Here is a 21,918-nt window from a genome sequence, read left to right on the forward strand (position 1 = left end):
TCACGTTCACAGAAATCTACGGTGAGTTGGGGGTATCAATGGGGGTATTTGCTGTTCGGTCTAAAGGAGATACCCCCAAATGAAGCTCAATGCCAGACAGGTCGAGACTGCCAAGCCCAAAGAGAAACCCTACAAGATGGCTGATGGTGGTGGCCTCTACTTATTGGTTAAAACTAACGGGTCACGCTACTGGCGTTTAAAGTATCGTATCGATGGAAAGGAAAAGTTATTGGCGCTGGGGGTATATCCCGATGTGTCTTTGGCTGATGCCAGAGCAAAACGTGATGAAGCTCGAAAAGGTATCGCTGGGGGTATCGATCCTTTAGAGCTTAAGAAAGAACATAAAGCTGAACGTGAAGCGCAGGTCAAAAACACCTTTCAGCAAATTGCGCTCGAATGGCACAGCATGAAAGTGAAAAAATGGTCAGTTGGGTATGCCTCTGACATTCTCGAAGCTTTCAATAAAGATATTTTTCCTTTTCTTGGTCAACGGCCTGTTGCGGACATTAAGCCATTAGAGCTTCTTAATGTGCTTAAAAAAATCGAAGCCAGAGGTGCAACAGAGAAAGCTAAGAAAGTGCGCCAACGATGTGGTGAAGTGTTTCGCTATGCCATCGTGACAGGCAGAGCCGAGTATAATCCTGCGCCTGATCTCACAAGTGCCATGCAGGGGCATGAATCTACACATTACCCGTTCCTGACCACCGAAGAGCTTCCTGCCTTCTTTAAAGCCCTTGCTGGCTACTCTGGTAGTGAATTGATGGTGTTGGCAGCGAGATTGTTGATCCTTACTGGCCTAAGAACGGGTGAATTGCGTGGTGCCTTATGGTCGGAAATCGATTCCGAGAAAGCGCTATGGGAAATTTCTGCTGAACGCATGAAAATGCGCCGTCCTCATATCATCCCGCTATCCACCCAAGCGTTAGCCATTATCGAACAGATCAGAGCAATGACAGGACAATTCCCTTTGCTGTTTCCGGGCCGCAATGATCCAAGTAAGACCATGAGCGAAGCCAGTATCAATCAGGTATTTAAGCGAATCGGCTATACAGGACGGGTTACGGGTCACGGCTTCCGTCATACCATGAGCACCGTTCTTCATGAACAGGGCTACAACACTGCATGGATTGAAACCCAACTAGCCCATGTTGATAAGAATGCTATCCGTGGCACCTACAACCATGCGCAATATCTCGATGGCAGACGCGAGATGCTGCAATGGTATGCCAACTACATGGTAAGCCTTGAGAAAGGCGGTAATGTCGTGCAGGGAACGTTTAATCGGCGTGGGTAAGGATAACTGCTGATGAAAGAAGGGTTATGTCTTAACGGGCATAGCCCTTTTTCTTGGCTAATGCAGATAAGAATTAAGTCAGAATTTAAACTGATGTTTGTTAACTAATTGATTAATATAAAAATTATAAAATACCTTAAAACAGGAAAATAAATAGCACTTATTGCTAAATCGCTCTACACCCCGCCCAGTGACAGCTCTCCCGTCATTTCATCTGTTTTTGTATGAAAAACACTCAATCCGAGTTCAATTCTGATTTTCCGAGGGTTGAACGTCATAAGCGATCTGCAGATACTACATTCATCAAAACAACAACGGAGAAATATATGACAACAAGAAAACTTATTCGCTTGCCAGAAGTGATGAATAAAACAGGATTTAGCAAAGCATGGATCTATAGACTTATTAGTAAGGGTGATTTTCCTAAGCCGATTAAGATTGGAATAAGAGCCTGTGCCTTTGTTGAAAGTGAGATTGATGAATGGATTGAACAACTGATCTATTCATCACGCAATACAGCAGCATAATAATATATGGGTAGTATGTGAAAGCAATATAAACATATATTTATAAAATACAACAATCCCTTTTAAATAATACATGGAAATGTAGGGGGATATTTACTCAACGATTAAATAAGGAACCAAAAATGAAAAAAGAAAATAAGTGTAATAGTCAGAACTCAGCAGAACTTACAGCATTGTTAGAATACTCTCGCTTTACCAAGAAAGTGCTTGCGAAGCCTGCTAATGAAGTATTCGATCTATTTACTGACAAGTATTATATGGAAACTGTTTACGATGATATTATTGATAAAACGAAGAAAAGTATTGATCAAAGTCAGCATAGATTCATAGATTTGGAAGAGGTTAGAATAAATATAATGTGCATGCATACAGAAGCCATTATGATTTGTTATATGTGAAAATAAAATAGCTCAAAATGGATTGTTTAGCGTTTAGAGATTTTATATGAGTAATATAGATATCATAAGCAAAAGGTCAGAGATATATCTGACCTTTATTAGGTTTGCTATCATTAATCAATAATGATTTTGTGAAATATTTTCTTTATTTCTATTGACTATTAAAATATAAGTTTTATAAAAAGTAAAGATACAAAAAAAGCCAGATGATAAATCTGACTTTTTAAGGACTAAAAAAGTTTTCGCTGACTTTTTTAAGTCTTGTAATCAGTTAGAGGAATAACGCGATTACAAATATAATAAAGTATTAAATAATCTTTTCATATTTGTCAAATCTAAATCTGAGCTTTTTACAAGTCTTTTAAATACCACTACCAGAATCTTTAATGTCCTCGAAAGCAATCAAATTATAAACCTTTGTATCAGGTCTGCATATGTGGAGCAATTGAGCGCGAGTCGCTAATAAGAGATGTCCGTATGTTTTGTTGGTTGTAGGTATAGAAGGGGAAGCGACGTAATACCAACCCGAAGCGAAGTTCTAAACAGATAAGTGAAGTTGTATATGGAATAGCTATGAGAAAGCCCTACCTTTGTTGACAGCATAAATAGGGGATAACAATACATTAATCTGCATGAACGAATCTGGGGGTGTCGTAGGGTGTCCTACATTGGAAACGATGTAGAGCTTTAAGCCAGATCAACTTGGGTGAAGTCATATTTTTCATCTTGGTTTTCGCCAATCTTGATACATTTTCAACAAAATAAGTTGAAAATTTCAGGAGGCGAAGCCTTGGATGAAGTCCCCTTTTCGGGGGCGAACACAAGGCAGTATATAACTCTCAGTAAGGTTGTTTATGTTTATAGCAAAGGTGCCTTGTTTTATGGCACCAATAAAATATAAAGTAGAACTAGATCTAAAAAATATATAGGGCGAAGCCTAATAAAGTAAAAAGAAAACCATATCTAAAAAAATAAAAAAAACAGTCTCGCGCCAGATATCCCACCATAGAACTTTTCCCGTTGTTATCCCTTCAAGATCCAAATCCTAAACAGAAATTGATCGTTATAAAAGATCGATATGTATATATCAATAGGTTTTATCAATCAAAAGGTGCTTAATCGATCGTTGTTAATTGTTTTTAACGATCGATAGTTATCATATGATAGTTTATAACTATCAATGTCCATTTTTTCGATCGGTACAAACGATATGACTAGACATAAAAATAATTGAATTCTAAGGCGTTTACAGATCAATCGTAGGTCTGTGCTATTGGTGAAGGAAAAGGTATGCGTAAATTTATGTTAGTGGCAGGTCTTGTCGTCCTGCTGGCAGGGTGCGGTGATGATGGCATCTATGGCAACTACACCAATCAACAGTATGGCGTCAGGCTTGATATTCAGAAAGACGTCATCAAGTTCAGGAATGGCGTTTTTACTGTTAAAAACTGGGATGAAAGCCAAAAACCTATTTATATCGCTAGAACTCAAAACAAAGATCTAGGTTCATGGACTTTTAAAATAGAAAAAGTCCAAGGCGGTGTAGTTTACCAAGGTGCGGTTTTTAAGAAAGATTAGAGGATTAGGAAATGGAAAACAATACCATTCAATGCCCCTACTGTCTAAAAGAAAGTCAGAAAGGGGTTCGCGTATGCACGGGATGTCAAGCAACTATATTATACGGTGCTCCTCCGGGTTGGTGCGTATTTTTAGTTATATTAGGGACTTTAACATTGTCGATTTTGATCGGGTTGAATGCAGGTATAGTTGCATTTAATATAAGTTTGTTTGTCATTGGGATTTTTGGATTTATTATTAGCAAGTTGGCTTTCTCTGAACGGATTTCTTTTAGACGAAGAATGTAAAACTGCCCTGTCTTTCAAGGTGATGGCTCGCAGTGCGAACCATCACATATCTAAAGTTTATTTTCTTCATTGCGTCATCAAGTAATAAATCGTAACCCACTGACATAAAAGCTGTCAGCGGGACCCCGCGATCTATTACTTGACGATTTGACCCCTGTTGCAAATTTACGCAAAGCTACCTATTACGCACAGCTACCAGAAAGGCAATATATTATTCATCCTATCTTTTATTTGCATTTTATTCGATGTGCAGTGTATTTATGTAGCCGCTATTGACAAGTATTTTAGATCGGTTATCTATTTAAATATAAGTGTAGTTCAGCTTTGATTTTTTGTTTTTCGGAAACTGAGGCAAGGTGTAATAGCGTATCCGCTATTTACCCAATCCTTCGGATTGCCCTATCTCGCTTTGCTCGTAGGGTTGAAAAAGATCTACCCTTCCGCCTATTCCCCTTGTCAAAGGGAAGGCGGTAAACCATACAGTTTAATATTATAGGAGTATTTAAAATGAATGATGATTTAGGTTTTATAAATAACATAGATGGGAAATTTTTATTTGAGCATTATCAATATTTAACTAATGCCATACTGGGTAATGATGACACAAAAAAAGAATTTGTGAAATATGAACATTATGACTTGGATTATTTAAGGTATTATCTTGAAGCGAGTATCTATTTTTTAGGTGAGGCAAGAGATGAAGCAAATAGAGATGTTGAAATAAAAGATTTAAACGAAGCAGTGGAGATAATAAATAAATTATCAAATAGGGCTAAGGTTGCTTTAGCTGAACATATTATATTGTGGTTTGAAGATATTTCATTGGTAGGTTCTTATAATACACTATTTAGATTTTTAGGCAGGGAGAAAAGAATATTATGATGATTATGTCTGTAGCAATGGTAATACTTTGTATTATGTTGGGAGGTTTTATGATCCGTAGCTGTACTGGAAAAACAAACTCTTCAAGCGAAGCAAAGCAAGCAATATCAGAAGTTAGAAAAATGATAGATAAAAAAGCACTGATTAAATACAAAAGGAATAATAGAACATGAATGTAGAAAACTTAATGAATAGTATGACTATAGAATATAAGCTCGAAATACTGGCAAGATTTTTTTATTACATAGAACAAAACAAAGAGATGCCATTTAATGAAATCAATAGTGATGAGCGAGATTTATGTTATTTTGTGGCTCATGGATATATACAAGAGAATAAAGCTGATGAGCTTATTGAAGCATTAATTATTGAAAATGATAACGACTACATAAGAGCAACAGATGATTACATTATTATGAGGAATAAAAAATGCCAACAACAGACAGAAAACGAGGGCGTATAAATTTAAATGCTGACGAACGCCGAGACATATCGATACAGTTCAGAGTAAACAAAGAAGAGTTCGAATATTTAAAGTCATTGGTTGAAGCATCCGGCCTTGAACGAGGCCATTATATAAGAAGAGAAATGTTAAAAGCTGAACCGGTGGTAAAAAGAAAAATGCCGGAAGTAAATCAGAAGACTTATATACAACTGTCAGCCATAGGCAATAATATAAACCAAGCAACAAAGAAACTAAATGGTAATGAGTATTTTGATAAAAATGAAGTTGATAAAGTTATGTTTAATATAAAGCAAGTTAGCAGAAGGATATTAGAAATAAACAAGGATCTAAATTATGAAGGGATACGTAGCTAAATCAGGTAAATCATTTAAAAACAGAGTTAAGTATATATTAAAAGATGATCATGATTTCATTTGTAGCAATATGGCAAGTGATTATAATAATGTTAGTAATTTAACTGATGAGTTTAAAACTGTAAGCAGTTTTAGGCAAGATATAAAAAAACAGTGTTTCATGCGTTTTTATCTCTTCCAAAAGATGAAAAATTAACAGATGAAAAATGGCAGGAGATAGCAAAAGACTATTTGAAAGAAATGAATATCGATATAGAAAAACATCAATATATTTGTGTGCGCCATAAAGATACAGATCAAGACCATATTCATATTGTAGCAAATAGGGTTGGCTTAGATGGTTCTGTATGGCACGGTCAGCACTCAGCATTTAATACAATAGCAGCTTGTGAACGTTTAGAAGTAAAGCACAGCTTAACCATTACACAAAGTCTCAAAGGCCGAAAATCAGACATATCAGCACCAACCAAAGCAGAGATCGAGCAAGCCTTGAGGACAGGTGAGAAACCAGCCCGTTTAGTGCTACAGAACGCACTACAAGCGGCTTTAGTCGATAAGCCTGATTTGTCTACGTTCTTGGAACGTCTGCAGGCTGTAGGCATTGAGCCGGCCTTTAACGTTGCTTCTACTGGCAACGTCGCCGGAGTGTCATTTGGTATCAAAAATAATGAAAAAAATATTTTCTTCAAGGGAGCATCTCTTGGTAAAAAATTCAGTTGGAACACAATTAAGGCAAAGGTGAAATATGACAAAAATAGAGATGATGAACTCGTTAGAAGATTCGCAGCAAGAAAAACAGATGACGAAAATAGTATTAGACGATCACCTACTGAATCAGATTTCTATGACAGTAGAGCCGTTGACGGAATCGATGATGATATTATCCGAATCAGTCAGCACAGCACTAAATCAGACGCAACAGACATTAACAAGGGTGAACAACTCATTAGAAACAACAACCACAGCTTTAAACTCAGCGAAAAATATAATAGACCAACAGGCCCAAAAGTTAGAAGAACAACACAAAAATCTGCACAAATACTCAACAGAGTTAAAAAACAATACAATAAAGAATCAATCAAGGCTTATAATAAAAGTGGCTTTAATAGTGGGCATGATAAATTTAGTGGTGGTTCTATCGGTAGGATACTTGATCATGCAGAAACAGCCAACGCAGCCACGAATAACTTTAGACTCAAAGGCCGTAGCAGTTTCAATAGTAGAGCAACTAAGATCGAAGAAATAAGAGAAAAGTTAGGTATAAAAAAACCTGTTATGCATCCAAGGAACAAAGAGAAAATAGTTAAAGAAGAGATAAAGAAAAAACCTTATTATATAGTTGAGCATGAAAATAGATTTAAATCTAGGTTGAGCGAGTATTTTAAAATCAACATACACAAACAAAAATATTTCGGCAGGAAACTAAATGTGAAAATATGAAAAGCATTTGGCTTTATTAATAATTAGTATTAAAGCAAGGATGGCTGTTAAGCCTGACCGAAGGCAGGCTGTGCGTTAAAGTCATATTTACTCAATACAGTCGTCTACATTTTTAAAAAAGATGAAAGCCTGTTTTCAAAATTTAATACAGCTTCTTGATTATCTTTTTCTGCAATGTAGAATATCTTCTCCATATCAAATCCGTTCCTCTTTGTTAGTTTATCAAAATATTTTTTGTTTCTTTTCTCTGGTTTCCCTTTTAATTTTCCAACATAAGGCAGATTGTATTGAGTATTATTGGATTTTTTAAAAATTTCCTTTTCAATTGAGTCGAAAGGTAAAAAAAGCAATTTAGAAGCAATGCTTTTATTTTTCTCTAGGATTTCCTCCCTGACATCTCCATCTAAAATAACCAATACCTTCTCATCTCTCTCACATAGGAAAGACTCTTCTTTATTTTTTTTATAAAAATCAATAACGTTCTCACAGCCTCCTATGCTAATAACCTCAATTTTTTCTTTTTTGTTGAGTGTTGACTCTTTAATGATTTTTTGCATTTTCATTTTAATATATTCCTTTAAAACAGAGTCCTCTGTTAGAATATATTTATCACTTCCTTTAAATTCAAACATAACTCCTTTAATATAACTATATCCTCTTTTCTTCAAATCAACATTCCCATTTGAATTTTCTAGGTAATAAATGTCTATGCCAATATCATCAATAGATTTTAACATTGCAAGGGAATGTGTGGTAAATATAAAGAATTTCTCATTTTCTTCACTCGATTTCTTAATAAGCTTCACGAGCCTTATTTGAGCGTATGAGTCTAACGACATATCTATTTCGTCAATTATAATCAATTTCGTATCTGAGTTTATAATCCTAAAAATATTAATTACAAAATACTCTCCAGAGCTGAAATAATCTTCGCGTATATAGTTGCTATTTCCAACCAGTCTGAAATAATATTCCTCTCCGTTTATTTCTACTGATTTCAAATCTGAAAAATCTTTATAGGGATATATGAAAGTTAAGAACTGGATTAGTGCTTCAGGAGTCGAATATTCACTGAATGCTATTTTAACTCTTAATTCACCATCTATTTCGTTCAATCTCGAATATGAACCATAGCGTTTCCCATATGGTACGGGAAGTTCAACAACACCTAGGTTTTTTTGATTAACAATATTTTTACAATCTATTTGGTTTATAGCTGGATTGTATTTATACTCATAATGATCACCATCGATATCTATCGACAATTCACTATTTGGATTGAATATAAATCGGTTTGATGTTTTTACAAAAATCGTAGGCTGAAATAGAATACCCATTGACTTTATTAACGTCGTTTTCCCTATGCCATTGTGGCTAACAATACAAAATATTTTACTTTCACTAAAGTCAAAGCTAGCGTTTAGATTTGATAGGTGTTGTATTTGGTTTATTGACAGTTCAAGTTTCATTTTACGAGACTCTTCCTAAGAAACATTTCAACTATTGTTGAACCATACTTTCTTTTTAATTTATTTATGTAAGCTTCATCAATCGTACTTATGTAATTAATCATACCGGATAAGTATCTTTTTACTTCCATTAGCTCAGGATCTTGAGAGTTAACGTTATTTAATTTTGATATATAGTGAAGCTTGGTTTCAATATTGTTTTTTATGGTTTTGTCAACAGAGATGTGTCCATCAGGCAAAATGCTGACGCCCATTATTTTACGGACACCACCTTTCTTTAAGAGTTTGGTCTTGTCAAAATTTAAAACAAATGTTTCACATTCTGAATTTATTATTTGTTGAACTGAGGAAAATATTTCATTTTTATGTATTTCCTTCTCGGACGAGATTATTAAATCATCAGAATATCGGGTGTATATGTATTCATTGGATGCGCTAAATTTTTTTAATTTTTTATCAGCATCACTGAAAAGAATATTACTTAGTGAAGGGGATGTGGAAAACCCTACTGGTAAGCAATCATTATAGCTTACAAGGTCAACTATTTTGGGTAAATATTCATTAATATCTGATATAATAAACTCTTTAAAAATATTTTCTAACTTACTTTGAATAAAGTTTTGGGTGAAAGAGGGGAAGAAGCTTTTTATATCTGTTTTGAAAATAAATGGGTTCAATCTATGTGGATAAACACAATCGAATACATTAACCTTTTTTCTATAAGAAAAGACTACATCATCTATGATCTCAACCCTGTTAAAGATAGCTTCATTGAGGAAGCGATGTAGCAATCGGAGCTTATTAAATCCTTCTTTATATGCTACTATTTCTCGTCCTCTGAAAGTTTTTGTCTCCAAATGGTCCATCTTATTTAAACTAAAAAAATCAACAAAATCCATTGTATTATTGAAATAAATATCAAATATTTCTTTTATCTTTATGCTCATGACGCACCACTGTTTATATCATTTTCATATAGATATCATATCGTATCTGCTGTGGAAAGACACTCTGGTGCTGAGGTGCTGAGGTGTGTTATACATACAAAAACCGCCTCGTTACATTGTGAGTTTAAACTGAAAACCATAAGGATTTCAATAAACTACATAGTAAGCGAAGCGGCATTGTAAGTGCATTAAAGCCTGTAGAGGCCGTTTACTGACCGGAGATTCTCACTAGTCACGGCATGCAAGTAGTGTATGCCTAAAAAAAACACATGTAAAGCCCTTGAAGCTTTGTAATCTCCGGTTAGACAAAATCATAATGAAGAAAGAAAATCCATTGGGGGTATCATCAAAGATGAAACATGATATTTATATTATTAATCAAATGAATATGATACAGGTATTGTTCCTATTATCTCACCTGGTTTAACGTCTTCTTAGTTCTACTCAAACATCCTCTAAGTTCTTATAATCCGCGGTGTTACGGCCCTTACTGTCTCTGTTTGTCTACTCACGTTCACAGAAATCTGCGGTAAGTTGGGCGCATGTCGTGTTATCTCCAGAAGAGATGCCTCCAAATGAAGCTCAATGCCAGACAGGTAGATGCTGCTAAACCCAGAGAGAAAGCCTATAAGCGGGCAGATGGTGCTGGTTTGTATCTTGAGGTTGGACTGACCCCACCCCGGTAGACGATCCTGATGTATAGTTTGGACTGACCCCACCAGAAGCAAGGCCAGGGAGCACAGCAGGGACGCGCAGATATATAATTATTCAATAAATCAATAGATTATTATTACCAGTGCCTGGCGGCGCCCTTTCACTGTGATCTCGATCATAAATGTTCGCTGGCGTTTTTCGTAATATATAATTTTATATAACGAAAAAATAATGCATGAAAACTGAAATAACTCTCGCTGCGCTTCTGCCTGCGTTGGCGTCTTTGGCTCCTCTTCACACGTATGCTGCATCCAGCTCCACTCCTGAAGATGTTATGGTTGTCACTGGCAATGGTGCTGCCGATACGGCCGATTACGCTGCCGGATCGGGGTTTAAAACGAATGATATTGATATTGGCCCGCTGGGGACTAAATCCTGGGTTGATACGCCTTATTCTTCCACTACAGTCACCAAAGAGATGATTAATAATCAGCAGCTGCAAAGTGTCAGTGAGATGATGAAATATTCTCCGAGCACGCAAATGCAGGCACGCGGTGGTATGGACGTTGGTCGTCCACAAAGCCGCGGTATGCAGGGCAGCGTAGTTGCTAATAGCCGCCTTGACGGATTGAATGTGGTATCTACTACCGCGTTTCCGGTTGAAATGCTGGAACGTATGGATGTGCTCAATAGTTTGACCGGTGCGCTGTACGGCCCGGCGAGCCCTGCAGGGCAATTTAACTTTACGGCTAAACGCCCAACTGAAGAGACGCTGCGTAAGGTCACTATCGGTTACCAGGGCCGTAGTGCGTTCACCGGCCACGCCGATCTGGGCGGCCATTTTGATGAAGAAAAACGGTTTGGTTATCGCGTCAACCTATTGGATCAGGAAGGCGAAGGCAACGTTGATGATAGCACTCTGCGCCGCAAACTGGTTTCCGTGGCGCTCGACTGGAACATTCAGCCAGGTACACAATTACAGCTGGATGCCAGTCACTATGAATTTATTCAAAAAGGGTATGTGGGCAGCTTCAGCTATGGCCCGGGCGTTAAATTACCTTCCGCACCCAACTCAAAAGACAAAAATCTCGCGCTGAGTACGGCGGGCAACGACTTAACCACTGATACTATTAGCACCCGCCTCGTTCACTATTTCAACGATGACTGGTCAATGAATGCGGGCGTAGGCTGGCAGCAGGCAGACCGCGCAATGCGCAGCGTTTCCAGCAAAATTCTTAACGCTCAGGGGGATATCTCCCGCTCGATGAAAGACTCTACCGCCGCCGGGCGCTTCCGTGTGCTAAGCAACACTGCCGGGCTGAATGGCCATGTCGACACCGGATCTGTCGGCCACGATCTTTCGCTTTCCACCACCGGCTATGTCTGGTCGCTGTACAGTGCGAAGGGAGCGGGTTCCAGCTACAGCTGGGGCAACACCAATATGAATAACCCTGATAGGATGGAAGAACTGGGCGACGGTAAAATTCGCACCGGCGGCCCGCGCTATCGTTCCGGCGTTAACACTCAGCAGAGCATTACGCTCGGCGATACGGTGACGTTTACGCCGCAGTGGTCAGCGATGTTTTATCTGAGCCAGAGTTGGTTGCAGGCCAAAAACTACGACAAGCACGGCAAGGAAACCGGTCAGGTAGATGAAGATGGCCTGAGCCCGAACGCGGCGTTGATGTATAAAATTACGCCAAACACCATGGCTTATGTTAGCTACGCCGATTCGCTGGAGCAGGGCGGTACCGCGCCCACGGATGATAGCGTGAAAAATGCGGGCCAGACGCTCGATCCGTATCGCAGCAAACAGTATGAAGTGGGGGTGAAATCGGATGTTACGGGGCTGAATCTGGGGGCGGCGCTATTCCGCCTGGAGCGCCCGTTTGCCTATCTCGACGCGGATAATGTCTATAAAGAGCAGGGCAATCAGGTCAATAACGGCCTGGAACTGACCGCTTCCGGCAACGTATGGCAGGGGCTGAGCGTTTACAGCGGCATCACTTTCCTCGATCCGAAACTGAAAGATACTGCAAGTTCTAACACCCGGAACAAACAAGTGGTCGGGGTGCCAAAAGTACAGGCTAACCTGCTTGCAGAATATAGCTTGCCGTCGATGCCGCAGTGGGTTTATAGCACTAACGTACATTACACCGGCAAACGCGCGGCGAACGATACCAATACATCTTACGCCAGCAGCTATGTTACCTGGGATCTGGGTACGCGCTATACCACGAAGGTGAGCAATGTGCCGACGACCTTCCGCGTAGTGGTAAACAACGTGTTTGATAAACACTATTGGGCATCTATCTTCCCGTCGGGTACCGATGGCGATAATGGATCTCCAAGCGCGTTTATTGGCGGCGGCCGTGAAGTACGCGCGTCCGTTACATTCGATTTCTAAAGATAGCTGATGAAACTTTCTCGCTTAATCCCCGTGCTGGCGATGTTTCTGGCTGCCAGCCTGCACGCAGAAAATACGCACAAGGAGGTGCGTATTGCCTCGCCGTGGCCCGCGCAGAATACCATCATCGCCATGCTCGGCTATGGTGATAACATTGTTGGTACGTCGATGATCGCCAAAAAAATCCCTCTGTTTCGCCAGAGTCTGCCGCGCATTGAAAATGTACCGGCGGTGAGCGTGAACAGCGGGCACGAAATCAACCCGGAGCAGATAATCGCCCTGGGCGTCGATATGCTGTTTGTGCCGCATAGCACGGTGGTGCCGCAGCAGGAATTGCTGAAACAGGCGGGCGTGCAGGTACTGGCGTTTGAGGCAAACTCCATGTCGGCGCTGACTCACCGTGTGCAGCAGACGGCGAAAGCGCTTGGGCCGGATGCGCAGCAAAAGGCGCGGGCTTATCAGCGCTACTTTGACCGCAATGTTGCGCTGGTGGCCGGGCACTTGAAGGGGCTTCCTATAGCGCAGCGCGTGTTGCTCTATCACAGTATGGGAACCCCCTTGACCACTACGGGCAGGCCGTCGCTTAATCAGGACTGGATCGATCTCGCAGGTGGTAAAAACATTGCCGAAAACTGGTTTGACAGCGGTAAGCAAAATCATTCGGGCGAAGTGGCGCTGGAGAAAATTGTCACCGCTAACCCGGCGGTGATTGTGGCGATGAACAAACGCGATGCCGATGACATTCTGAGTTCTCCCCAGTGGGCCGGCGTTGACGCGGTGATCCATCATCGCGTGTACGTTAATCCGAAGGGAATGTTCTGGTGGTGTCGCGAGACCAGTGAAGAGGCGCTGCAATTCCTGTGGCTGGCGAAAACGCTCTATCCCGAACGCTTTACGGACGTTGATATGCGCAAAGAGACGCGTGATTTTTATCAGCAATTTTTTGGGTTGGCGCTAAGCGAGGCGCAGGTAAGCGACGTGCTTCACCCGCCGCGCTGAGATAGGGTAAGGAAAACGATGTCTGTTGTGGAAAAACCTCTATCGGTTGAGTATCGCTATCGGCAGGTGCTTCGCCAGCGTCTGGCGGTTCTGGCGTTTATTTTTTTCGCTATCATCGCCTCGCTGATACTTGATTTTACCCTTGGCCCGTCGTCGCTATCACTTCACTCGCTTATGCAAACGCTGGTGCATCCCGCAGATGCGGCTACGGGAATACGGGTTATCGTCTGGGATATTCGTCTGCCTTACGCATTATTGGCGCTGTTAGTGGGTATGGCATTGGGGCTGGCAGGCGCAGAGATGCAAACCATCTTAAATAACTCACTTGCAAGCCCGTTTACGCTTGGCGTGTCGGCGGCGGCGGCCTTTGGCGCCGCACTGGCTATTGTGCTGGATATTGGCGTTCCTGGCGTGCCGGAAAGTTGGTTTATTCCGGCAAATGCTTTTCTGTTTGCACTGCTTTCTGCGCTGTTACTCGATAGCCTGACTCGCTGGACGTGCGTGCCGACCTCCGGTGTGGTGCTGTTTGGTATCGCGCTGGTTTTCACCTTCAATGCGCTGGTTTCCATCATGCAGTTTGTCGCAGATGAAGATACGCTGCAGGGGTTGGTGTTTTGGACCATGGGAAGTTTAGCCCGCGCATCGTGGGAAAAACTCGCGGTGCTAAGCGCTGCGCTGGCGGTGATATTTCCATGGTCGTTACGAAGCGCCTGGCAGTTAACGGCGCTGCGGCTTGGCGAAGAGCGCGCGTTAAGTTTTGGTATTGATGTTCGTCGCTTACGTCTGGGAGCGCTACTGCGTATCAGCCTGCTGGCGGCGATCTCGGTGGCGTTTGTCGGGCCAATTGGTTTTATCGGGCTTGTTGCTCCGCATATTTCGCGTCTGTTGTTAGGAGAAGATCACCGTTTTTATCTGCCGGGAAGCGTGCTCATAGGGGGGCTGGTGCTGTCGCTGGCGTCGATTGCCTCGAAGAATATTATTCCCGGAGTGATCTTGCCAGTAGGTATTGTCACCTCACTGGTTGGCGTACCGTTCTTTTTAAGTATTATCATGCGCCATCGGGGGAATATGTCATGAGCGGCCTGACGATTAACGACCTGAATGCCGGTTATGCTAAAAGGCAAGTTATTGAGAATTTTATTTTTTCTAATCTTCCGTGCGGCGACGTTACAGTGTTGCTGGGGCCCAATGGTTGTGGCAAATCGACGCTTCTGCGCGCGCTGGCTGGCCTTAATCACGCAAGTGGCGAGGCCTGGTTAAATGGTGTCGATTTATTAGCGCTGCCATTCGCCCGCCGGGCTGAAAAAGTTGTGTTTATGCCGCAATCACTGCCACAGGGCGTGCATTTGCAGGTACTGGAGTCGGTGATTGTTGCTCAACGTGCATCAGATGGGGAGCAGGCTCCTGAGCGGGCTATAGCCTTGCTTGAAGAATTGGGCATCGCTCATTTGGCGATGAGCTATCTTGATAGGCTCTCCGGTGGGCAAAAGCAGCTGGTGGGGCTTGCGCAGTCGCTAATCCGTCGACCTGAATTATTGCTTCTTGATGAACCGATCAGCGCCCTCGATCTTAACTATCAGTTTCACGTAATGGATGTCATTTCGCGCGAGACGCAGCATCGCAATATGGTAACGCTGGTGGTGGTGCATGATATCAATATTGCGCTGCGGCATGCGGCCCAGGCATTGATGCTGAAAGCGGGAAAACTGATCGCCAGCGGTAAACCGGAAACCATTATTAATGCTGAAAGTCTGGCAGAAGTATACGGTGTACGCGGGCGTATCGAGCGGTGTTCGCAGGGAAAAGCCCAGGTGATTTTGGATGGTGTGATTTAGCCCCTCTGTTCATTATTTCAGTGCAGACAATGGCGTCACTTCCTGGCCGTACTTGTACTGCAGGCGACACGATGGCATCCATACCAGATACAGTTCAGGAACAGGTGCCGTATTTGACCGTGACAAATATCCTCATGCCAGGAAAACGTGCGGACCAATTAACCGTGGTTCTTACCAGAAAGTGAGTGATATTGTTCTTAACCGATAGCGGCAGTAATGGGGCGGAGAGCCGAGAATACTTGCGCGTTCCGTGGGGGAATGGCAACTTGATGGAAGGCTCATTGAATTGTATGAAAAACAAAGCGGAGTATTTATAAGGATAAAACAAGAAATATGTATTTTTATCAATGGCTATATGTTTGTGTTATATTCCTATGCGCGATACTAAAATGTAATATTTCCCCAATAATTCATAATGTTTAATATAAATATTCCTACCTTATTTCATTTATAAAGGTCTGCAAAACTGCCCTTGATCCCGCCGTTATGATTGATGAGAAGGAAGGTATTAACCATAACGGCCCGTAGCTATATAGCTTGACAGATACTAAGAACGTGAAGCCTATGGAGACGTCACGTCTTTAAATACTTCCTACAGCAGGCTAACGAAACATATAGGTAGTGGCAAGGTCATATTGGCTATTACTGACGCGGGCGAAGAGGGCGCCTGGCCGTCACGGGGTTATCTTTGCAGCCAAATCATTTCAACGATGCAATTGAGGGAGCAAGTATGTTACTGGCGGGCGCTATTTTTATCCTGACCCTGTTACTGGTTATCTGGCAGCCGAAGGGATTAGGGATTGGCTGGAGCGCTTCATTAGGCGCGGGGCTGGCGTTAGCGTGCGGCGTGGTAGACGCGGCGGATATTCCCGCGGTGTGGCATATCATCTGGAACGCCACTGCGACATTTATCGCCATCATTATTATTAGCCTGCTGCTTGATGAATCGGGTTTTTTCGAGTGGGCGGCGCTGCACGTATCCCGCTGGGGCAACGGACGCGGGCGCCTGTTATTCACGTGGATTGTGCTGCTCGGGGCGGCGGTATCGGCGCTATTTGCCAATGACGGTGCGGCATTGATTTTGACGCCCATCGTGATGGCTATGCTAACGGCTTTGGGCTTTAACCCGCGCACTACGCTGGCGTTCGTTATGGCGGCCGGTTTTATTGCCGATTCCGCCAGCCTGCCGCTTATCGTGTCAAATTTGGTGAATATTGTATCGGCGGACTTTTTTCATCTGGGATTCACAGAATATGCGTCGGTTATGGTGCCCGTTGATATTGCCGCTATTCTGGCCACTCTTGCGATGCTGCACGCATTTTTTCGTAAAGATATCCCGGCTGCCTATGATTTGGCGCTGCTAAAAGCGCCTGCGAAAGCGATTAAGGACCCGGCGACGTTTATCACTGGCTGGGTGGTTTTGGTGCTATTGCTGGTGGGCTTTTTTGTACTGGAGCCTCACGGTGTACCGGTTAGCGCTATTTCGGCGGCCGGAGCCGCCATTTTACTCGCTGTCGCCAGGCGCGGCCGCATCATTAACACCGGGAGCGTACTGCGCGGCGCGCCCTGGCAGATTGTCATTTTTTCGCTGGGTATGTATCTGGTGGTTTACGGGTTGCGCAATGCCGGGTTAACCGGCTTTCTGTCGAATGTCATGGATACGCTAGCGAACCACGGGCTATGGGCGGCCACGCTGGGCACCGGATTTTTAACCGCGATTATGTCGGCGATAATGAACAACCTGCCAGGCGTGCTGGTGGGAGCCTTATCGATTGACGGCAGTAGCGCTACGGGCGTTGTTAAAAGTGCGATGATCTACTCTAATGTCATCGGCTGCGATTTAGGGCCAAAAATGACGCCGATAGGCAGTCTGGCAACGCTACTCTGGCTGCATGTTCTCGCCCGTAAAAACATGACTATCGGCTGGGGATATTACTTCCGCACTGGGGTTATCATGACGCTGCCCGTGCTGTTCTTCACGCTGGCAGCGCTTGCGCTGCGCCTCTCTTTCGCCGGGTAATGATGCTAAATCTGGCCGTCGTGAAAAATGGCGAAATGTTTCCGCCTGCGCGTGCAGGCGAAGCGCTTCAGACTATGCATTGGACCAGGCAGCGTATTGCGCTGAACAATATGGATTAGCCGGTAGGCGGGTATAGCCGGCTCGGTAATATAAAGTAAAAGCCAGCGTTACAGGCCTTCATTCAGTGCGATGAGTCGATGCTGCTAATGATTTAACCAAGGAGAAAATGCCAGGCTATTAAGCGTACAGTAACGATGATTAATAGAGTAATTCCCGTTTCTTAATGCGCGGGGTATTTCTCTCACTGCCGGAAAGTTTATTCGAATGGCTAATAATGTTTTAGGGAGAGATGGATATGATGAGGGCGATGCATTATTATCCGGGGATTCTTTTTGCGTAATTAATAACCGATATAATTAGCGCAATATTAATGTTGTTATTTACATCAATAATAAGCTATCGCCGTTAGTTCCAGGACATGCACGCGAAGAAATAACGTCTGGCGTTAATAGTGATGTCGCGCAGGTTTTTTATTTAACTTCCTTGAGGTAAGTCGCATTTTATAAAGCTGGTGCTTTCAAATAGGCGGCGGAAAAATAGAAATGACGACTGAGGGTTTTAAAAGGGCAGGCCCGCGCCGATAAATTTCTAAAAAACCTCCCTGTCTTAGTCTTCCCTATTTATTGACGATCAATATTATTTATACTGGACGATAACAACGCCTAATTTATGGGTATTATCCAGCCATTCAACTTCCGTTGTGCCTTTGTTATCTGGAAGCAGTCCGCTATTGGTGCGCGTTAACGCCAGCGTGGTGCTTTGAACCTTGCCATCGGTGTAACACGTGGAGTGAATTTGAGTGTGACGTTGCTGCATATTACAGGACTCATTATACAGTTCGCCCTGGAATTGTATGGTACCCCCGGGTAATTCAGCGTAAGCGTTCATCATCCCTGATATCAACACACCTGTCGCAGCAAGGAGTAACTGGGCGGGCGTTTTCATGATGAACCTCGTTTTTTTGGATGTAAAATAGCCAGCGACGATAAGCATTCCGTCGCTGGCCCATATATGAAGTATAGTGGTGATGCCAGATAAGTAATGCCTGATTATTGTTATTTTTATTGTCTGGTTTTAAATGCAGTGAAATACGCGGATAGTTTTCATGTGAAATAAAAATATTTAAATGCCCTTAAATGAGGAAAGGTTAAAAAGTAGAAATAAAAACTGTTTTATTTCACTGCATTACAAGCCATCGGCGTTATGCTTAGTTTAAACAGTAAATTAAGTGTAATATTTGTGACATTAGTGGGTGCTGTCACAAAAGAGTAATAAATATATTTATCCGGCCGTAACAGTAAATTGACGAAGAGTCGGTTTGCTGCTTCAGGCGGTACTACAGCATAAGATCACACCTAAATGATACAATCTTTAGCGATAAAATGTATTTTTCTACGCTGGCGTGGCCCGTTGGTTATTTTGGGGAAGCTTAGTGTTGTGTAGGTCGATACCGCTATTTATCTTGCTCTATTGCGTACTTAAAATTCTGGCTGACCATTATGATGGCTGAGAGAGTATTTGCGTTACTTTATGCCTGAATCTGAAGTGGAAAAGATCTGTGCGCGGGCCGGTACAAAGAAGAATAGTTAACCGAGCCGTAGCACACCCCACGCCAACGCAGCGGCGCGGGGCGGCTTGTTACTGCACTACCGAGTAATGGCCTATTTTATCGTATCCTCAAACGTAACCGGATCCGCGGCATAGTCGCTGAATTTCTGCTGTACCCAGCTCAGATCGACGTTATCGCTCGTTGCCCCGGTAGGGAGCACCATACCGAGCGTAGTCCCGCCACCGAACATCATGTGTACGATCCCGCGCAGCGCAAAATCGCGGCAGGCAGGCGCTGAGACATCAAACGGTCCCCGGCGCTGATACATATCGCCAGGCGTTGCGCCCACGTAGCCGGCAATTGTCGAAGCGCCGTGTTCGCTGAAGTTGAAATTACGTATTACAGGGTGAATATTCATGACATCGCTACCTAAAGCCTTGTCGCCAAAGATATAGTTAGCTGCGGTCCCCCAGTGCTGGTTATCAAATTCGGCGTGTACGTTATCCTGCGTTAGCGGAGTGCGGCTAGCCGGGATTTGCCACGGGATGACAGGCAGGGCCAAATGCTGACTTACCAGTGAGCAGAACTCAAAGTATGCCGCCCATTCCGCCGGGCCATAGCAATAGACGTTGATATACGCGCGCTGAGTCAAATCGTCGGCCTCATAGCGGTCAATTGCCAGGAAGTCGGGCGCGTATTTGCCGTCATATACCTGTAGTGCCTTGATATAGTCAGCGGTTTCCTGAGCGGCCTGCGCTACGTCAATATCGTTTTCCGTACCGTACACCCACTCTGACTTACCCACGCCCCACAGGTTAATCTGCCAGCCAAAGGTAATATCCGGCCCAACCTCAGAGACCAGCCAGTTAACGCTGCGAATATAACCGGTGAGATCCTCCGTAATATCCTCAGGGATGGTTGCATCAATTTTCCAGTGATCGAGAGCGTCCTGAAGCGGTTTTCTCACCGGCATGGCGTAGTCTGGCGGCAGATTTTTTTGCTGGCAGGTACCCAACATATCGGGGTTCACAATCACACCGCCGGGAACGGGGTGCGCAGCGTCTTTTTTCGCCATTAGCGTTTGCAGCGTGAGGATGAAGTTAGCGAAGCTGTGCGTCAAGTGATCGACGCTTTGTAATTCAGTGACATCGCCACCTGAAAGCTGAACCGTATAAGACACCATTACTGGCAGAACCGCCGAGGACAGATTCTCTTCAAGTTTGCGGGCCAGCGTCAGCGTGTTTATCGTCGCGACATCGGTTTCCAAAAATTCATTGGGGTTGCCGTCACCGCCTGTCCCGGCATATTTAAAGATGGAAGAGGCGCGTGCGGCGGTAAATGCCGCCTCGTTATCCGTCTGTAGCGTGGCACAGCCGCCCATTCCTAAATTTTCCGCGCTAAAACCGCGCACAACAAGGTGTGCGCCGCGAGCTACCGTAACGGGCAAATCGACGGGCTGGGAGTCGACGGTAAGAGTTGACTGAGACTCCACGCTATATACCGTTTTATCGAGGATAAAATTAGCGATAGCCACTGAGTATGTGCCTGGCTTCACTTTTACCGCCAGCGGCTGGCGCTGATTATGCAGCGTTATCGCCTGCACGTAGCTCATTTCCGGTGAAATCAGGCGCACTTCCACTGCTTTATCAAGCTCATTAGCGATATCCACAACCACGGTAACCGTCTGGAAGCCATCGGTGGGAAGCTGATGAATGCTGACGTTTTCAGACGTAACTTCAACCACGCAAAGCGCATTTTCCAGCGTGCTATCTGCGATCGCAAATGTCATTTGCTGGTTATTTTTATTAACCGGAGCAATTGCAACCGACAGCGTGCCGCCGGCGGGGAGTTTTTCAAAATGGGTTGTTTTTCCGATTTGGGTAGTAAACGTGATGGGCTGCATCATCGTATCGCTGAAAGACAGCGTAACCTGCAGCGTTTCGTTCTCCAGCGCTTCAATATTGGCTACGCTGAAATCCAGTGAGCTATAGCGTTCAATCTGGCCGAAGGTGAGCGCGATATCGGCGGTTTTGCCGACTTCAATATCAACGCTATTGGGAGTGGTAATAACGGTTGCCTGAATATTTCCATCATCGCTGATAAGCGTTCCGGCCGAAATAGAATAGCTACCTGCCACGAGGCTTTGCCGCTGGGTCTCACTAGGCATAACGCTGAAGGTAGTGGTATCAGATAAAGTAAAGTTCACGTCGACGCTTTTATTCTTCAGAGCTTCATCGGGAGCCTGTGCGCAGCGAATATTAACATAACCAGTAATATCGGGTTCACCGTCTGCGGTAATGACCATTGTCTTCAGATACTCGTCCAAAATGCTGGATAAATCAGGGTCACCGGTGGCGGAATTAAATCCAATAGCAAGGCTATCCGTCATTTCAATAGTAAACGGATTATTATCCTTAGCCTTCACAGAAATAGTAACATCATACAGCGTCTCTGAAATTTGCTCGCTGTTAATATCAAACTCAAATTCCCGGCCCTGATGCAGGAACTCCGTAGTGACATCATCCTGTGAAATATTAACAGGGGAATTTAGAAAACAGGTGAAATAGTGTTCAATATCGACTGCACTATTATCACTATTCTGAATATCAGTAATAATAACCCTGGCGTAATAAGGGGTGGGGGAGCCATCAAATTTCCTGTTGAAAATAATAGACATACACTATCCTCTTAAAGTGGATTCCAATAAAAGCATTAAACGTAAATAGAAATGATTTTCCGAAGAGCGTTTTCTT

At 43.3% G+C, this 21,918-nt stretch carries 19 protein-coding genes; 15 read left to right on the top strand and 4 right to left on the bottom strand.

The annotated features are described in order from the left end of the window. Positions 1-79 precede the first annotated feature (79 nt). From SFA31_RS08435 to SFA31_RS08480, 10 genes are all read left to right on the top strand, one after another. Positions 80-1,294, top strand: a complete 1,215-nt coding sequence (locus SFA31_RS08435) for a tyrosine-type recombinase/integrase (RefSeq protein WP_322837594.1) — start codon at positions 80-82, stop codon at positions 1,292-1,294. Positions 1,295-1,620: 326 nt separating this feature from the next. After that, a complete protein-coding gene (locus SFA31_RS08440) occupies positions 1,621-1,821 on the top strand; it encodes a helix-turn-helix transcriptional regulator (protein WP_000213227.1) in 201 nt (66 codons plus the stop codon). 122 nt (positions 1,822-1,943) lie between these two features. Next, positions 1,944-2,219, top strand: coding sequence for a hypothetical protein (locus SFA31_RS08445; protein ID WP_322837595.1), 276 nt, complete (start codon positions 1,944-1,946; stop codon positions 2,217-2,219). Between the two features lie 1,290 nt (positions 2,220-3,509). Continuing rightward, positions 3,510-3,797 (top strand): hypothetical protein, encoded by a 288-nt coding sequence (locus SFA31_RS08450; protein WP_322837596.1) that lies wholly within the window; start codon positions 3,510-3,512, stop codon positions 3,795-3,797. Positions 3,798-3,808: 11 nt separating this feature from the next. Next, positions 3,809-4,084 (top strand): hypothetical protein, encoded by a 276-nt coding sequence (locus tag SFA31_RS08455; RefSeq protein ID WP_071883434.1) that lies wholly within the window; start codon positions 3,809-3,811, stop codon positions 4,082-4,084. Positions 4,085-4,591: 507 nt separating this feature from the next. Then, positions 4,592-4,966, top strand: a complete 375-nt coding sequence (locus tag SFA31_RS08460; protein WP_322837597.1) for a hypothetical protein — start codon at positions 4,592-4,594, stop codon at positions 4,964-4,966. Then, positions 4,963-5,139 carry a hypothetical protein gene (locus tag SFA31_RS08465; RefSeq protein ID WP_020231151.1) on the top strand — a complete coding sequence of 59 codons (177 nt, stop codon included), beginning with the start codon at positions 4,963-4,965 and terminating at the stop codon, positions 5,137-5,139. The genes SFA31_RS08460 and SFA31_RS08465 overlap by 4 nt, the downstream gene beginning before the upstream one ends. Then, on the top strand, positions 5,136-5,429 hold the full coding sequence (locus SFA31_RS08470; RefSeq protein ID WP_322837598.1) for a hypothetical protein: 294 nt from the start codon (positions 5,136-5,138) through the stop codon (positions 5,427-5,429). Before SFA31_RS08465 ends, SFA31_RS08470 begins: the two co-directional genes overlap by 4 nt. Further along, on the top strand, positions 5,396-5,785 hold the full coding sequence (locus tag SFA31_RS08475) for a plasmid mobilization protein (protein ID WP_322837599.1): 390 nt from the start codon (positions 5,396-5,398) through the stop codon (positions 5,783-5,785). Before SFA31_RS08470 ends, SFA31_RS08475 begins: the two co-directional genes overlap by 34 nt. A gap of 153 nt (positions 5,786-5,938) precedes the next feature. Beyond that, positions 5,939-7,225 carry a relaxase/mobilization nuclease domain-containing protein gene (locus tag SFA31_RS08480; protein WP_322837600.1) on the top strand — a complete coding sequence of 429 codons (1,287 nt, stop codon included), beginning with the start codon at positions 5,939-5,941 and terminating at the stop codon, positions 7,223-7,225. A 104-nt stretch (positions 7,226-7,329) separates the two neighbouring features. On the opposite strand, the gene SFA31_RS08485 is transcribed toward SFA31_RS08480, so the two are convergent. Further along, positions 7,330-8,694 (bottom strand): AAA family ATPase, encoded by a 1,365-nt coding sequence (locus tag SFA31_RS08485; protein WP_043085798.1) that lies wholly within the window; start codon positions 8,692-8,694, stop codon positions 7,330-7,332. Next, positions 8,691-9,641, bottom strand: coding sequence for a reverse transcriptase domain-containing protein (locus SFA31_RS08490; protein ID WP_052097974.1), 951 nt, complete (start codon positions 9,639-9,641; stop codon positions 8,691-8,693). Before SFA31_RS08490 ends, SFA31_RS08485 begins: the two co-directional genes overlap by 4 nt. An 889-nt stretch (positions 9,642-10,530) precedes the next feature. On the opposite strand from SFA31_RS08490, the gene SFA31_RS08495 reads away from it, so the two are divergent. The 5 genes from SFA31_RS08495 (at position 10,531) to SFA31_RS08515 (ending at position 17,556) form a co-directional block, all read left to right on the top strand. Then, the gene (locus SFA31_RS08495) at positions 10,531-12,702 is read left to right on the top strand and encodes a TonB-dependent siderophore receptor (protein ID WP_322837601.1); all 2,172 of its coding nucleotides are present in this window, start codon (positions 10,531-10,533) and stop codon (positions 12,700-12,702) included. A gap of 9 nt (positions 12,703-12,711) precedes the next feature. Further along, positions 12,712-13,701: an ABC transporter substrate-binding protein gene (locus SFA31_RS08500; protein WP_322837602.1), complete on the top strand. Its 990-nt coding sequence runs from the start codon at positions 12,712-12,714 to the stop codon at positions 13,699-13,701. An 18-nt stretch (positions 13,702-13,719) separates the two neighbouring features. Then, positions 13,720-14,778 carry an iron ABC transporter permease gene (locus SFA31_RS08505; protein ID WP_322837603.1) on the top strand — a complete coding sequence of 353 codons (1,059 nt, stop codon included), beginning with the start codon at positions 13,720-13,722 and terminating at the stop codon, positions 14,776-14,778. Next, positions 14,775-15,536, top strand: coding sequence for an ABC transporter ATP-binding protein (locus tag SFA31_RS08510; protein ID WP_322837604.1), 762 nt, complete (start codon positions 14,775-14,777; stop codon positions 15,534-15,536). The genes SFA31_RS08505 and SFA31_RS08510 overlap by 4 nt, the downstream gene beginning before the upstream one ends. A 730-nt stretch (positions 15,537-16,266) precedes the next feature. After that, complete coding sequence (locus SFA31_RS08515) at positions 16,267-17,556, top strand: arsenic transporter (RefSeq protein WP_322839329.1); 1,290 nt, start codon at positions 16,267-16,269, stop codon at positions 17,554-17,556. Positions 17,557-18,252: 696 nt separating this feature from the next. On the opposite strand, the gene SFA31_RS08520 is transcribed toward SFA31_RS08515, so the two are convergent. Beyond that, positions 18,253-18,561: a hypothetical protein gene (locus SFA31_RS08520; protein WP_322837605.1), complete on the bottom strand. Its 309-nt coding sequence runs from the start codon at positions 18,559-18,561 to the stop codon at positions 18,253-18,255. Between the two features lie 716 nt (positions 18,562-19,277). Beyond that, a complete protein-coding gene (locus SFA31_RS08525) occupies positions 19,278-21,842 on the bottom strand; it encodes a hypothetical protein (RefSeq protein ID WP_322837606.1) in 2,565 nt (854 codons plus the stop codon). Between the last annotated feature and the right edge of the window lie 76 nt (positions 21,843-21,918).

It is taken from the genome of Erwinia sp. HR93, assembly GCF_034555055.1.
In the GTDB taxonomy this organism is placed as follows: Bacteria; Pseudomonadota; Gammaproteobacteria; order Enterobacterales; family Enterobacteriaceae; genus Apirhabdus; species Apirhabdus apintestini.